Source organism: uncultured Faecalibaculum sp. (genome assembly GCF_910588395.1).
Lineage (GTDB): Bacteria > Bacillota_I > Bacilli_A > Erysipelotrichales > Erysipelotrichaceae > Faecalibaculum.
In genome coordinates, this window is sequence record NZ_CAJUPA010000048.1 from 1 (window position 1) to 14,050 (window position 14,050).

Below are 14,050 nucleotides of genomic sequence, written 5' to 3' on the forward strand. Positions count from 1 at the left end.
AAAGGGCTTCTCGCCGATTTCACGCTTCAAACTGTAAAAGACGGGATTTTACAACGACCGGCAGCAATTGAAAACCGTTTCCGGCTTCTGACGCGGATATGCAGCGAATGAAATCGCTTACGTTCGGGTTTTTCTGCGGGACGGGCCAGCCATCTTCACCGGTCTGGCCAGAGACTGCAGCCGTTCCTGGAGCCGGAGGGAAGCCACCCGGTCTCCATCCGGCTGATATTTTTCCAGCAGCTCTGCCGGGGTGTAATTCGAGGAAAAATACGTCTTCTTCCCGTTCTGCATCCGGTAATCCAGCACCGGGAACAGAATGTCATCCCGCGTCCATTTGGAAATCCCCTCCGAACCCAGATCATCCAGAAACAGGACATCCGAGAATTTCAGATGACCCAGCATTTCGTGGCGGTAATCCGGATCATCCAGAGACTGCCGGAAATCCTGTACAAACAGAGGGACTTTCACAAAGCTCACCTTCAGATCCTGCCGGGCAAAATCGTTAGCCAGCGCCGTCAGCAGATAGGTTTTTCCGGTACCGGGCCGCCCGTACAGGAAAATGCCTCCGTCTTCTGCAGCCGTACGCATCGCCTCAATGTAGCAGTTCATGTATTCCGGCGTCTCTCCAGCCATGCTGATGCCTTTCATGCTGAGTTCCAGATCCTTTGGATCACCGTGGTAAATCCGGTAATTCTCCCGGTGCTGCCGTCTGTCCTGAACAGTCTGCTGCAGCCGGCATGGAACATAGGTTTCCTCCAGGATCCCGTCCTGTACATGCATGGACAGTCCCCGGCCTTTCATCGGCTGACGGCACAGCTGGAGACCGGGGCAGTTTCTGCACAGATCCAGGGAATCCACATAGCGTCCCAGCGCCCCTGCATTCTGCTCCAGAAACCGGCCATCCTGTTTCTCCCGCTGAAGAAACTGAATGATCCTCGGATCCTGCTTCAGCCTGTCCACCAGTTCTTTCCGGGCAGCCAGCGTCGTTTCATCCATTTCCGTGTGTATCTCTATCCGTTTCATACTTTCCAGTTTTTCCTGATGTCTTCAATCTCTTCCAGCATCTTCCGTCGCTCCTCCTCAGAGGAAAACTGACGGCCCTGATCGCTGTACCACTCCGGCAGCTTGCCGCTGAAGACGCCTTCGGAGGCAGCCCGGGCGGTTTTCCGTCTGCTGCCGCCAGAAACTGCACCTCCCTGCTTCCGCCGCCATTCCCGGACCTTGGCCCGGGTATCCAGCCCCAGTCTGCTCCAGGTACCCGCCACTTTTTCCACATAGCTGGTGGGAAGGGCGCCGTCTGTCTGCTCCATGGTGTAATCCAGCAGTTCATTGATCACAGGACCGGTGAAGCGGTATTCTCCGGAGAGCTTTTCCAGCATCCGGCGGTCCGCATCCGAAACCGGCGCACCTTTCTGCCGTTCCTGCAGAAACAGCACCGGCGCATTGTCAAAGGGATCGGGATGGTCCATGAACTCCCGACGGCGTTCATTGCGGATGATGTTCTTCAGTGCTTCCTGATCCAGAATCTTCATCGGCGGGGGACATGCCCGGCTGACATACTTGACCATCTGCTCTTCGCTCAGCCCATAAAGCCGCGCCAGATTGGCTATCAGTTCTTCATTGGCCCGGGTCCGCATTCGGACCGGAAACAGATACTCCCGGTTCCGGTAGAACTTATCCCAGTCGAATCCCGAACTTTCCCGGGGCGGCAGCAGCTGCTGCAGGGATTCTTCCTTTTCCCCTGTCCACTGCCGTTCCAGAGCTTCCGTGTCGATTTGGGCAGTCCGCCGCAGGTATCCCTCGGGCACGCTGCTGCTCTGAGAGAAAAACTGCATGAGGCTGTCGAACCGGGCAGATCCCACAGTGTTCAGCAGCAGCCGGCTGTAGACCTGATGATGCAGAAATCTGGACACATCCAGCGGCGGATTGACCACATACAATTCCCCGCCGGAGACCGGATCCAGATACACATCCAGCAACCCGAACATCTCCAGATTCCGGCGGGCTTTTTCCATGCGCCCCTGCCCGATCCCCGAAGCCAGATGCAGCTGCTCCAGATTCATCCGATTCTGATACCGTCCGATGGTGGTCAGGGTCTCATACAGCATCACCGCATCCTGTCCGCACAGAGGTCTGTACAGCAGGAACAGACTGTCCCGGTCTGTGCGCTCCGGTTTCCGGACCTGAAGCAGAATGGACTGACTGTCACTGCTCATCGGGTTTCTCCAGCCTCTGTACAGCTGCCAGCACCTGGGACTTCAGATCCTCCGGATCACCGTCGTTGCACAGCACCACATTACTGGCAGCCGCTTTGTCTGCTGCAGGGTACTGACAGGCAAGACGCTGCCGGGCTTCCTGTTCTGCATACCCACGGCCTTCCCGCAGCCGCTGAAGCGCAGTCGCTTCCGAACAGGTCACACACCAGATCTCATCAAAGCGTTCCTGACTGCCGGTCTCAAACAGCAGCGGCACTTCCACGGCACAGAAGCCATGCTGCTGTCCGATCCAGCTGTCCATGGCTTCCCACAGAAGCGGATGCAGAATGGACTCCGCCTGCTTCCGTCTGTCAGGATCCTGAAACATCCTGGCTGCCAGTTCCTTCCTGTCCACCGTTCCGTCAGACTGAACCGGCACCCAGGACAGCTGCGAAAGCAGTTCTGTCCCTCTGCCCGCCGGCAGCAGCAGTGACCGGTTTACTTCATCCAGATCCAGAACCGGCATGCAGCCGGACAGCAAACCCGCAGCGGTGGACTTGCCCGATCCCATGGATCCTGTCAGACCGATCACATGGACCGCCCTGTCCTTCTCTTTCATGCAATCATCTCCTTTTCCGGTTTCAGCACCGGTCTGGCGTCTCTGCAGCTTCCGCCTTCAGTTTTCCTCTGCCGGCTGTCGGGCAGACACCTGCTGACTCGTGCCGCTGCGGCTTTCGTCCCGGGTCTCATTCCCGGGCAGTTTCTGACACACGGGACAAAAATACGTTGTCCGCTGACCTACCTTCGTTTTTTCGATCTCATGTCCGCACACAGGACAGCCGGATCCATCCTTTGTATGCACTCTGAGCTGATTCTGAAACTCCCCCTGGACCCCCAGACTCGATGTATAGCTGCGGATCGTGGTTCCTTTCTTTCTGACAGCCTCAGCCAGAATCTCCCGGGTGTTGTGCAGGACATCCGCCAGCTGGGCATCAGTCAGATCTTTGGCCGGAGTCTGGGGATGGATGCGGCTGGCAAACAGAATCTCATCTGCATAAATGTTGCCGATTCCCGCAATCACATCCTGATCCAGCAGATTCAGCTTGATGGCGCGGTTCTTTTTCAGCCGCTGCCGGAACTCCGGCACCGTAACCGGCGAAAAGGCATCCGGCCCCACCTTTGCAAACACCGGCAGAGTCCGCAGATCCTCCTGTCTGGGGTACAGATACATGCGCCCGAACTTTCTTACATCGTGATACACCAGGCATCGCCCGTCCGCCAGCTCGAACAGCGCGTGCATGTGCTTTGCGGCCGGATCCGGTTTTGCCGGCAGCACATAAAACTTTCCCTCCATCCGCAGATGGATGATCCAGTCATAATCCGTCGTGATCAGCACAAGATACTTGCCGATCCGGGAAAACCCTTCGATCCGCTGCCCCCGCAGCGCCTGCTCAAATTCCGCCACCGGCAGATTCGCCGCCAGTTTCGGATGGCGGACCTCCACCTCTCTGATTTCAGCTCCCCTGATTTCCTGTTCCAGCACATTCAGAACAGTCTGCACCTCCGGTCCTTCCGGCATTACTTGGCCTCATCCCAGCTTTTGCCGGTATGGATGCCCGCTTTCAGCGGCACCCGCAGGTCCATGGCATGATCCATGGCTTCCTGAACCAGGCCGATCATCAGATCCTTCTCCTCTTCCGGCACATCCAGAATCAGTTCATCGTGGATCTGCAGCAGCAGCCGGGACTTCACCTGCTGCTCTTCCATCTTCCGCTTTACCGCAATCATGGCCAGCTTGATCAGATCCGCCGCGCTGCCCTGCACCGGCGCATTCATCGCCGCCCGCTTGCCGAACTCCCGGGTCATGAAATTCTTGTCCCTGATCTCGGGAATCAGCCGCCGGCGATGCATCAGCGTTTCCACATAGCCGTGCTCCTCGCAGAATTCGATGATCCGGTTGGTGTACCGGTGAATGTTGGGATAGCTGGCAAAATAAATATTCATGAATTCCTTGGCTTCCCGGCGGGTGATGCCCAGCGTCTGCGCCAGGCCGAAATCCGTCTGTCCGTAAATGATGCCGAAGTTGACCGTCTTTGCCACCCGCCGCATCTGATCCGTCACCTCATCCGGCTGCACGCTGTACAGCTGACAGGCTGTCCGGGTATGAATATCCGCATCGTCCAGGAACGCCTGGATCATTGCCTGTTCATCCGCCATATGCGCCAGCATCCGCAGCTCGATCTGGGAATAGTCCGCCGACAGCAGCACGTGGCCTTCCGGCGCGGTGAACAGACTCCGGATCTGCCGGCCTTCTTCATCCCGCACCGAGATGTTCTGCAGGTTCGGATCCGAAGAAGACAGCCGGCCTGTCTGGGTCATGGTCTGGTTGAACGTCGTATGGATCTTTCCATCCACGATGCATTTGGCAAGACCGGTGATGTAGGTGGTCATGAGCTTGGAATACTTGCGGTATTCCAGGATCAGATCCGCAATCGGATGTTCATCCCGCAGCTTCTCCAGCACATCCGCCGCCGTACTGCGTTTTTTCCCGCCCTTGAGACCAAGTTCATCAAACAGGACCGTTCCCAGCTGCTTCGGGCTCTCGATTTTGAAGGAGTGACCCGCCAGCTCATAAATCCGGGCCGCCAGATCATCCATCCGTTTCTGGAACTCCACCCCCAGCGTATCCAGCCGCTGTCTGTCGCACTGAATGCCGGTGGTTTCCATTTCCCATAATATCGGAACAAGGGGAAGCTCGATGGATCTGTACAGATCCACCATGTTCTCTTCCTTCAGCCCCGCCAGGATCTTCTCCTTTTTCTGCGACAGCTGTCCTGCCAAACTGGCCATGACAGGCACCATACGCTGGCGGGAACTGCCGCCTTTTGACTTCATCCCCAGATCCTTGAAAGACTCCGGCAGAACAATGCCCAGCGCCTCCATCAGTGAATCAGCCGTTGTGGCCTGGGAATGCAGCAGGAAAGAGGCAATGTGCAGATCCTCCTGAAAATCCGCCACAGGCAGATCACTGCGATTGAGCAGATGCATGAAATCCTTTGCATCCCAGGTTGTCCAGGACCGGGCTGTCAGGAAAGAAGGATCTTCCTTTGCCTTCTCCAGCGGAAGGAAACAGCACTCTGTGCCCCGGGGAAATACAAATCCATAGAAAGTCTGATCCATGAACGAATCCAGGCTCGCCGCCGCCAGCATGATGTTTCCATCCGGCTCGAAGTCCACACGTTCTATCTCCGCCACCGGCCACTGCTGCTGCGCTGCGTCATCTCCGCTTTGCTGCAGCAGACTGCGCATCTCATACTTCCGGTAGAAATCCTGAGGATTCTCCGGATGCAGAGCCAGGTTTTCCATGGAAAACGGCAGTTTCATATCCCGGTAAATCGTAGCCAGTTCCTTGGACAGAAACGCGGACTCTTTTCCTTCCTCCAGGTATTCCCTGCGCTTCCCCCTGATCTCATCCAGGTGATCGTACACGCCTTCCACCGTCTGATAGTCATGCAGCAGCTTCAGCGCAGTCTTCTCCCCGATGTGCTTCACACCGGGAATGTTGTCCGATGCATCTCCCATCAGACCCTTGAGATCCGTGATCTGCGCAGGAGCCAGCCCATACCGCGCCTGCAGCTCTGCCTTGTCCACGATATCCAGCTCCGTCAGCCCTTTTTTCATCAGAATCACCCGGGTGGAATCATCCACCAGCTGCAGCAGATCACGGTCGGATGTCAGAATGTACGTTTCCATATCCGGCGCCGAAGCCGCCATCGAGCCGATGATGTCATCCGCCTCATAGCCTTCTTCTTCATACCGGGTGATGTTAGCCGCATCCAGATACTCTCTGACAACAGGCATCTGCACAATCAGCTCTTCATCCAGTTCCTTCCGTGTCCCCTTGTAAGCCTCAAACCGTTCATGCCGGAACGTCGGTTTCCCGCAGTCCCAGGCAACCAGCATGGCATCCGGCTGAATATCTGCCATGGCCTTCTGCAGCAGATGAATGAAGCCGAATACCGCATTGGTGGGAATCCCCTGTGATGTGGTCATCCGTCTGGACTGACCAATCGTGGCATAGTATGTCCGGAACAGCATCGAGTTGCCGTCCACCAGCAATAATTTCTTCATACTCTCCATTCTAGCACGATGACCTGTATCCTTCAGAGCCTCCCGGCTGACGCTGCCGAGAGAGACAGGGCATCATGATACCGGGCTTGAGTCATCTGCAGGCTTTGTCTGAAACAGCAGCCGAAGGCCGGGCTTCCGACGGACAACCCTGTGAATCACCTCACAAGAAAAGGCCGTTCACCGGCCTGAAAGATGCATATGCATCAGTTTTTTCCGGTCAGCTCTGGCCTGTCGGATTCTGATGATTTTGAAATAGCGGTCCATGACATCCGCGGCATAGCGGATCACCCAGAGCGAAAGAATGCTCAGCAGGACCGAAAAAGTCTCCATGCGCCACAGCCAGAGCAGCAGCGATCCGTTATAGGGCGTGAACAGCCGCATCCAGATCCAGGGAAGCAGATCATAGCCAAAAGCAAACAGCGGGAAGAACAGCCAGGAAAACCGCAGAGAATTGCTCCAGCCGGGGGCCAGTCCTGCCAGCCAGGCAGCAGCGGTGAAATACAGCGGGTCAAACCAGAAGGCCCCCTGGAAAAACAGGGCAGATACCAGTCCCGCCAGCAGACCGCTCAGAATTCTGGTCACGTTATCCTTGTTGTACACAAACACCAGCATCCCCATCAGGAAAAAATGCGGAATGACGGAAAACCGGCTGAGGGTGTAATCCGGCTGCCAGGCATAGGCCATCAGCCCGTCCAGAAGCCCCAGAATCACAAATCCTGCCAGAATCATCGGCTGTTTGCGGATCATTCGCTGTCCTTTCTGCCAATCACCGTCACGTAGTTGAAACTGCTGATATTGGCCACAGGCTTGACATAAATGGTGGATATGATCGCATCGTCATTCACGACACTCTCTGTCACCGTTCCCACAAAAATGCCCGAAGGATAGTTTCCGCCTTTGCCGGAAGTGGCGACTTTCTGCCCGGAAGTGATCACGGCTTCGTTGTTGAACAGCGATACCCGGTATGCTTTCTTTCTGGCGTCGTAGGACTGCAGAATGCCCTCCACCGTGGTGCCGTCTTCCAGAGGAATGGAAATGGCAATGTCGTTGATCAGCGTATCGCTGGTCAGCAGCTCCACTGTGCTGGTGGCGGTCTCCACATGACTGACCAGACCCACAACCCCTTCGCTGCTGGCAGCCAGCATGTTTTCCCTGACCCCCTGCATGCTGCCGGCAGAAATCGTAAAGGACTGGTTCCAGGCGGAAGCCGGCCGGTTCAGAACGCTGCAGCCGATCTGCAGACTTTCCGGAAGACCGCCTTTCATCTCCAGCATTTCCTGGAGCTCTTCATTCCGGTTTTTCTCATCCTGATACATAGTCTGGTAGGAACGCTGACTGGCCAGTTCTTCGTTGAGATACTCATTGTCCTGATAGACCGACCACAGACTGGCCACGTCCTGAAACATCCCGCCCAGGGAAGTCAGCGGCTTGTCCACCAGACCGTATTTGATGTAGGCCCAGGCACTGTATCCGGCATTGGACAGCGGTGCCTGGCGCAGGGCCATCATGATGCTGCCTGCTGCGAGTATGACAATGACAGCTGTCAGCAGCCGGCGCTGAGTGCGGTTGAATCGTTTCATGATGGTCCCCCTTTGTCGCCCAACATTATACCGTCAGCTCTCCGTTGCAAACAAGATGAAACTGTTTGCCTGACCTTTGGCTTTCCGGAGGGCTTCATGCTGAAAACAGCGCCGGAATCCTCAATCCGGCGCTGTTTTGCGTCTATTCTCCTTTCATATAGCCGGCGTGCTTCATGGACAGCCAGCTGCTTCCGCCCACGATCAGATGATCCACCACATGGATCCCCATGGTCGTCCCGGCTTCCTCCAGCGCCCGGGTGGTTTCAATGTCATCCAGGGACGGTGTCACATCCCCGCTGGGATGATTGTGGATGAACATGACCTGTGCTGCATCTTCCTGCAGGGCTGCACGAAACGCCCCTTTGATGGAAACCAGGCTTTCGGTCTGGGTCCCCACACTCAGCACCCGGCTGGACAGGATCCGGCCTCTGGCATCCAGAAACACAGCCGCAAACTGCTCCAGGGGACTCATCCCGAACTCCAGCTGGCACCATTCCAGCACTTCATTGAAGTCGAAGGGCCGGCTCCTGAACGCTTTGGCCCGCCGTATTCTCCTGGCAAGGTCCACCGAAGCCACCAGATGCAGAGCCTTGGCTTCCCGGATCCCCGGAATCTTCATGAAAGAAGCCGGTGTGAAGGAATCCCAGTCTGCCAGGCTGGATGTTGCTTTCAGCACATCTGCTGCCAGATCCATGACCGGACAGGTCCTGGTTCCGCTTCCCAGGATCAGAGCCAGCAGCTCCGCATCCGACAGGGAACGGATCCCCTGCTGCAGCGCTTTTTCTCTCGGGCGCTGCTCAAGACAAATTTCCTGTACTCTCATACTTGTTATATTCGCCAGATTCTGCTGTTTTTGCGGAAATTCATACCATCTTTACTTTTCGTGTGACTTCTAAGCAGCAGAGCAGAAAAAAAACCGGGAACCTGCCCGGTCATCAGAGAGTCAGTCTCTTCTTCGGATTGTGCGCTTCTTCCCGGAAGAACGGAAGATGGCAAACAGCGGCAGAGACAAAATGACGATCGGATAAATCTCCAGCCGCCCGGCCAGCATGGCAAATGACAGCACGAGTTTGGAAAAAGCCGAAAACGGCGCGAAGCTGCCTGTGGGACCACAGATTCCGAATCCCGGGCCCACATTCCCGATGCAGGTATAGACCGCCGAGATCGTGCTCTCGAAATCCAGCCCGTCCAAAGCCACAAGCATGGTGCACAGGGCAATCAGAATGAACCAGAAACAGAAGAACGCCAGCACTTTTGTGCATTCCTCCCGGGGAACCGGTTTGCCGCTGAGGGTGAGAGCTTCCACTTTCTGCGGATGCACCAGCTTCTGCACATTGAGTTTCAAGGTCCGCAGAACGATCAGCAGCCGGACCACCTTGATGCCGCCCCCGGTGCTGCCTGCCATGGCACCCACCACCATGAGAAAGAACAGGATCATTTTGGAGAACGTCGGCCAGAGATTGAAATCTGCCGTGGCGTAGCCGGTGGTAGTCATCACCGAGACAACCTGAAAGGAAGAATATCGCAGAGCCGTGGCCAGACTGCCGTAGAGATGCAGGATATTCAGGGCAATCAGCACCGAGGCACCAATGGTTATGCCCAGATAGGTCCGGAATTCCGTATCTTTCAGCAGCGGTCTGACATCCCGCATCACCAGGAAAAAATACAGATTGAAGTTCACGCCGAACAGGAACATGAACACGGTGATGACCGTCTCAAAATACGCAGAATGATAGTGGGCAATGGAATCGGCATACAGACTGAAACCGCCGGTTCCCGCAGTGCCGAATGTATGGATCAGGGAGTCGAAAAACGGCATGCCCCCTGCCAGCAGAAACAGCAGCTCCAGAAGCGACAGAAGCAGATACAGTCCGTAGAGAATCATGGCGGAAGTCCGCAGGCGGGGAACCAGTTTGGAAATGCTCGGTCCCGGGGCTTCTGCCCGCATCAGGTGCATGGCCTGTTCTCCGGTTTTGGGCAGAACCGCCAGAAGCAGCACAAGCACACCCATGCCGCCCACCCAGTGAGTCAGACTGCGCCAGAAAATGGCAGAACGGCTCAGGGTCTCCACGTCTGTCAGGATCGTGGCTCCGGTGGTGGTGAAGCCGGACACGGTTTCAAAGAAGCAGTCCACGTAGGATGGGATCTCTCCGCTCAGGCGGAAAGGAAGCGCTCCTGCCAGAGAAAGAACAATCCAGATCAGACCCACCGCAATCAGACCGTCCCTGGCAAAGTAGTCCTGCTTTTTCGGCTCGATTCTGGACAGCAGCCCGCCGCAGGCAAAAGTAATGCCAATGGTGATCAGCAGGGCCTGAAGCATGTGCTGTTCATGGTAGATCCCCGCCACCAGCAGCGGCAGCAGAAGCAGAACAGACTCAAACAGAACCGCGAAGCCCAGCACCTGCAGGATGACCTGCCAGTTCAGCTTCCTTGCCATTCGATGCAGCGAGAACGTCATTGATATCACGAAGTCCTTTCACTTTCGATACAACAATAAAGGAATCTCCCTCATTGATCAGTGTATCTCCCCTGGCGATATGCGGCCGGGATTTATGGGTGATGTAAGCCACCAGGATCCCGCTTTTCAGCGGCAGATCCTTCACGCGTCTGCCGATGAACCGGCAGTTGGACGCAACACGGAATTCCAGCACCTCCACTGCACCATCCGCTGCCTGAATAATGGACTCCACATTGGAGCCCACGGAATTCTGCATGGCACGGACATACTGCACGATGTTGTCTGCGGCTATGTTCTTGGGTGTAACGGCATTGGACAAACCGAGTTTTTCCAGCAGAAATCCAAGCTCGACACGGTTGACCTTGGGGACCACATGTTCCACGCCGCAGCGTTCTGCGAACATGGATATGATCACATTCTCTTCATCGTTGTCTGTCAGGGAGACAAATCCGTCCATTTCCTGAAGATTCTCCGACAGCAGCAGCGTCTGGTCCGTACCGTCTCCGCAGATGACAGTCACCTGCGGGAAACGGGCAGCGATTTCGTCGGCTTTCTCCCGGTTTTTCTCGATGATTTTTACTTCGATGTTCAATTCCAGCAGCCTGGAAGCCAGATAGTTGGCGATTCTGGATCCGCCCACGATCATCACTTCCCGCAAACGGCGGCGTTTCATGGGCCAGAACTGTGCAAAGAACTTTTCGATTTCCCGGGTGCTTCCGGCGACCGAGAGCTTGTCACCGCTGTGGATTACTGTCTCGCCGCCGGGGATGATCACCTCATTGTCCCGCTGGATGATGCAGAACTGAACACTGGCTCTGCCCCTGGCATCTATTTCATTGATTTTCCGGCCTGCCAGAGGACTGTTCTCTCCCACCCGGCCCTCTGCCATTTCCATGCGGCCTTTGGCAAAGGAATACACCTTGACCTTCGAGGAATAGTGCAGGCAGCGGATGATTTCACTGGCTGCTGCATTCTCGGGATTCATGAGCATGCTCAGCCCCAGATCATCCTTGATCAGCCAGGAGCTTTTGTGGAACTCCGGATTCCGGATCCGGGCAATGGTGCGGGCTGCGCCGATGCGTCGGCTGAGCAGGCAGGTGACAATGTTGGTTTCATCCGTGCTGGTGGCTGCTATGACCAGATCGGCTCTGGGCACACCGGCTTCCCGGAGGATGTCCACATCCGTTCCGCTTCCCTGCACCCCGACCACATCCAGATAATTCAGGGTATGCTCCAGTACCTGTGCCTTGTTTTCAATCACCGTGACATCATGACCTTCAGCATCCAGCTGACGGACAAGGGCATGGCCGACTTTGCCGACGCCCACAACGACGATATTCATGAGATTCCCCTCCTGTAGCATTGCATCCATGGTAGCGGTTTCCTTCGGTTAAATCAATCCGGGGTGGAAGGGTATGACAGTTTTGAGGGCTTGGGCGACGTACTGAGTTAGTATATATTCATATGGGGCCATGACTGCCGCCCCCGGAAAACCCGGGCTGGCGGTCAGCCAGTATTTTGGCCATTGAGAAGGAGTTTTCGACATGCAGGATAAAACTGTACTGGATGTACATCCCATAACAAAAGAAGAATATGCAGCCTTTGCAGCCGGCAAGGACTACAACATGTACCAGCATCCTAAGTTCATTCAGTTTATGGAAGACAGGGGCTTTAAGCCAAAGATCTATGGCGGGTTTGAAAATGGCAGACTGGTGATCGCCATGATCGTGCGGATCGATCCTCTGATGAAACTGTTCAAATCCGCCCGGGCACTCCGGGAATGGATTTCCGATACGCCCGCAGATCCCGAACTGATCAAAGCATTCATTCATGGGCTGGTTCCCCTGCTGAAGCAGGAAGGGGCTGTCTGGCTGAAGCTGGAATCCGGCGTGGAGTATCAGCAGCGGGATGCGGAAGGTAAAGTGGTATCAGATGGTTTCAACAACGAGTCCTACCGACAGCTGCTGGCACAGACCGGCTTCCATCCGGAAGAACTGTGGACCAATGGTCTTGACATGACCCATCAGGCACGCTGGGTTTCGGTACTGGATCTGGTGGAAAGAGAAACGCCGGAAGATGGCATGATGCATACCTCCGAGTTCATGAAGAATCAGCCAGGTGTCCGTCATAAAAGCGTCGGGGAAGTTTTCAAAGGATTCTCCATGAAAATCCCCCGGCATATCCGGGAAGGCATGCAGGATTTCATTGTCGTCCGGGAACTGGAAATGGATGAGATGGAAATCATGCATAAACTGGAAGAAGCCAGTGCAGAAGTTCATGATTTCCAGGCACCGGATCTGGCGACGTATCAGGCATGGAAAAAAGCCTTTGGAGATGACTGCAACGTAGTGGCCTCCTTTCTGGACACGAACCGGTACCGGGATTACCTGAACCGGGAGCTGAGCAAGGGACAGGCAGATCTGGAACAGGCCCAGGCTGAGCTGGCAGAAGCACCGGGGTCCAAAAAGCGGAAAAACAAAGTCAATTCTGTTCTGGAGCATCTCAGGCCTGTGGAAAAACGCGCCCGGGAGCTGGATGACCTTGTCCGGGAGTATGGTGAAATGATTCCGCTGGCGGGCGGTCTGTTTGTCATTACCCCTGCAGAGACCATCTACCTGTTCGGTGGATCCATCCGGTCTCTGTCTCAGTTTTTCGGCCCCCAGGCTGTTCAGTTCGAGATGATACGCCGTTCCATTGAACGGGGGGCCCTGCGCTATAACTTCTGGGGAATTTCCGGTAAATTCAAGCCGGACGAAGAGGGCTATGGCGTATATAAATACAAAAAAGAGTTTGGTGCGCACGTCGTGGAGTATGCAGGTGAATTCACCATGGTTCTCCGCCCGGCTGTCGCCAGACTGACCAGACTGAACGAAAGGAAATAATGCCATTTTCCTGCAGCTGCAGTACAGCCGGATCCGGTTGACTGCAGCTGTTTTTCGTTCTCCGCCTGCACGAAGCAACGACTGATATACAAAAAAAAACGAACCCTTTCGGATTCATTTCGCAACTAGATGGAGCAGATGAGGGGAATCGAACCCCCGTATCGACCATGGCAAGGTCGTGTTCTACCATTGAACTACATCTGCATAATGGCGGTCCAGATGGGACTCGAACCCACGATCTCCTCCGTGACAGGGAGGCATGTTAACCACTACACCACTGGACCAAATCTAAATAATGGTGCCGACTACAGGACTTGAACCTATGACCTACGCGTTACGAGTGCGTTGCACTACCAGCTGTGCTAAGTCGGCGTTGCCTTCGCCTTTCGGCTGACTGCCTATTGATAATAACACGATGTCAGGTACCAGGCAACAGTTTTTTGATTTTTTATTCTCTTTTTTACGCCCGTCAATTGCCAAACTGAATGCAACCGACCAGCCGCAGAGAGCTGCACTTACTTCGGCAAGGGGAGAGTCAGCATTGCAGGTGCCGTCTGAACCCCTCTCTTATGAAGTAACCCTCCAGCCACTGATAAAAACGGAAAAAGGAGCCACCGGATGATTCACCTTTGACGGCAATCATGCACGTGCAGCTCCTTATTATAATCATCATTGTCTGCCTGTCCAGGCATTCAGCATTAAGCTGCGGGCTGACGGGAAAAAACCCTGTTTTTTTCCGTCAGCTGGCAGCGTACCCTTCCGGATTCATCGACTGCCACTTCCAGGAAGAAGCACACATGTCAT

Annotated in this window: 12 protein-coding genes and 3 tRNA genes; 2 read left to right on the forward strand and 13 right to left on the reverse strand. The window is 55.2% G+C overall.

From position 1 onward, the window contains the following. Positions 1-117 precede the first annotated feature (117 nt). From QZ305_RS10545 to trkA, 10 genes are all read right to left on the reverse strand, one after another. Positions 118-1,023 (reverse strand): DnaA ATPase domain-containing protein, encoded by a 906-nt coding sequence (locus QZ305_RS10545; protein WP_294731865.1) that lies wholly within the window; start codon positions 1,021-1,023, stop codon positions 118-120. Continuing rightward, positions 1,020-2,216: a DnaD domain protein gene (locus QZ305_RS10550; RefSeq protein WP_294731866.1), complete on the reverse strand. Its 1,197-nt coding sequence runs from the start codon at positions 2,214-2,216 to the stop codon at positions 1,020-1,022. The genes QZ305_RS10545 and QZ305_RS10550 overlap by 4 nt, the downstream gene beginning before the upstream one ends. Beyond that, complete coding sequence (gene coaE / locus QZ305_RS10555; RefSeq protein WP_294731868.1) at positions 2,206-2,814, reverse strand: dephospho-CoA kinase; 609 nt, start codon at positions 2,812-2,814, stop codon at positions 2,206-2,208. Before coaE ends, QZ305_RS10550 begins: the two co-directional genes overlap by 11 nt. Before the next feature lie 57 nt (positions 2,815-2,871). After that, positions 2,872-3,774 (reverse strand): DNA-formamidopyrimidine glycosylase, encoded by a 903-nt coding sequence (gene mutM / locus QZ305_RS10560; protein ID WP_294731870.1) that lies wholly within the window; start codon positions 3,772-3,774, stop codon positions 2,872-2,874. Further along, positions 3,774-6,326, reverse strand: a complete 2,553-nt coding sequence (gene polA / locus QZ305_RS10565) for a DNA polymerase I (protein WP_294731872.1) — start codon at positions 6,324-6,326, stop codon at positions 3,774-3,776. The genes mutM and polA overlap by 1 nt, the downstream gene beginning before the upstream one ends. Before the next feature lie 177 nt (positions 6,327-6,503). After that, on the reverse strand, positions 6,504-7,073 hold the full coding sequence (locus QZ305_RS10570) for a hypothetical protein (protein WP_294731874.1): 570 nt from the start codon (positions 7,071-7,073) through the stop codon (positions 6,504-6,506). After that, a complete protein-coding gene (gene mreC, locus QZ305_RS10575) occupies positions 7,070-7,906 on the reverse strand; it encodes a rod shape-determining protein MreC (RefSeq protein ID WP_294731875.1) in 837 nt (278 codons plus the stop codon). The genes QZ305_RS10570 and mreC overlap by 4 nt, the downstream gene beginning before the upstream one ends. A 142-nt stretch (positions 7,907-8,048) precedes the next feature. After that, positions 8,049-8,729 carry a DNA repair protein RadC gene (gene radC / locus QZ305_RS10580; protein ID WP_294731877.1) on the reverse strand — a complete coding sequence of 227 codons (681 nt, stop codon included), beginning with the start codon at positions 8,727-8,729 and terminating at the stop codon, positions 8,049-8,051. A 120-nt stretch (positions 8,730-8,849) separates the two neighbouring features. After that, on the reverse strand, positions 8,850-10,343 hold the full coding sequence (locus QZ305_RS10585; protein ID WP_294731879.1) for a TrkH family potassium uptake protein: 1,494 nt from the start codon (positions 10,341-10,343) through the stop codon (positions 8,850-8,852). Further along, the gene (gene trkA / locus QZ305_RS10590; protein ID WP_294731881.1) at positions 10,282-11,706 is read right to left on the reverse strand and encodes a Trk system potassium transporter TrkA; all 1,425 of its coding nucleotides are present in this window, start codon (positions 11,704-11,706) and stop codon (positions 10,282-10,284) included. The genes QZ305_RS10585 and trkA overlap by 62 nt, the downstream gene beginning before the upstream one ends. Positions 11,707-11,908: 202 nt before the next feature. Between trkA and QZ305_RS10595 the strand changes: the two genes are divergently transcribed. Continuing rightward, positions 11,909-13,246: a peptidoglycan bridge formation glycyltransferase FemA/FemB family protein gene (locus QZ305_RS10595; protein WP_294731883.1), complete on the forward strand. Its 1,338-nt coding sequence runs from the start codon at positions 11,909-11,911 to the stop codon at positions 13,244-13,246. 130 nt (positions 13,247-13,376) lie between these two features. On the opposite strand, the gene QZ305_RS10600 is transcribed toward QZ305_RS10595, so the two are convergent. The 3 genes from QZ305_RS10600 to QZ305_RS10610 all read right to left on the reverse strand — a co-directional run bounded on the left by QZ305_RS10600 (position 13,377) and on the right by QZ305_RS10610 (position 13,618). Continuing rightward, positions 13,377-13,450, reverse strand: a tRNA-Gly gene (locus tag QZ305_RS10600). A gap of 4 nt (positions 13,451-13,454) precedes the next feature. Then, a tRNA-Asp gene (locus QZ305_RS10605) sits at positions 13,455-13,530 on the reverse strand. 12 nt (positions 13,531-13,542) lie between these two features. After that, positions 13,543-13,618, reverse strand: a tRNA-Thr gene (locus tag QZ305_RS10610). Positions 13,619-13,661: 43 nt separating this feature from the next. On the opposite strand from QZ305_RS10610, the gene QZ305_RS10615 reads away from it, so the two are divergent. After that, positions 13,662-13,868 carry a hypothetical protein gene (locus tag QZ305_RS10615; RefSeq protein WP_294731885.1) on the forward strand — a complete coding sequence of 69 codons (207 nt, stop codon included), beginning with the start codon at positions 13,662-13,664 and terminating at the stop codon, positions 13,866-13,868. Positions 13,869-14,050 lie beyond the last annotated feature (182 nt).

Bases quoted from the DNA above. Each gene is read 5' to 3' on its own strand.
- radC (WP_294731877.1), bottom strand. From the start codon at position 8,729: ATGAGAGTACAGGAAATTTGTCTTGAGCAGCGCCCGAGAGAAAAAGCG.
- trkA (WP_294731881.1), bottom strand. From the start codon at position 11,706: ATGAATATCGTCGTTGTGGGCGTCGGCAAAGTCGGCCATGCCCTTGTC.
- coaE (WP_294731868.1), bottom strand. From the start codon at position 2,814: ATGAAAGAGAAGGACAGGGCGGTCCATGTGATCGGTCTGACAGGATCC.
- QZ305_RS10545 (WP_294731865.1), bottom strand. From the start codon at position 1,023: ATGAAACGGATAGAGATACACACGGAAATGGATGAAACGACGCTGGCT.
- polA (WP_294731872.1), bottom strand. From the start codon at position 6,326: ATGAAGAAATTATTGCTGGTGGACGGCAACTCGATGCTGTTCCGGACA.
- QZ305_RS10570 (WP_294731874.1), bottom strand. From the start codon at position 7,073: ATGATCCGCAAACAGCCGATGATTCTGGCAGGATTTGTGATTCTGGGG.
- QZ305_RS10595 (WP_294731883.1), top strand. From the start codon at position 11,909: ATGCAGGATAAAACTGTACTGGATGTACATCCCATAACAAAAGAAGAA.
- mreC (WP_294731875.1), bottom strand. From the start codon at position 7,906: ATGAAACGATTCAACCGCACTCAGCGCCGGCTGCTGACAGCTGTCATT.
- mutM (WP_294731870.1), bottom strand. From the start codon at position 3,774: ATGCCGGAAGGACCGGAGGTGCAGACTGTTCTGAATGTGCTGGAACAG.
- QZ305_RS10550 (WP_294731866.1), bottom strand. From the start codon at position 2,216: ATGAGCAGTGACAGTCAGTCCATTCTGCTTCAGGTCCGGAAACCGGAG.
- QZ305_RS10585 (WP_294731879.1), bottom strand. From the start codon at position 10,343: ATGGCAAGGAAGCTGAACTGGCAGGTCATCCTGCAGGTGCTGGGCTTC.
- QZ305_RS10615 (WP_294731885.1), top strand. From the start codon at position 13,662: ATGTCAGGTACCAGGCAACAGTTTTTTGATTTTTTATTCTCTTTTTTA.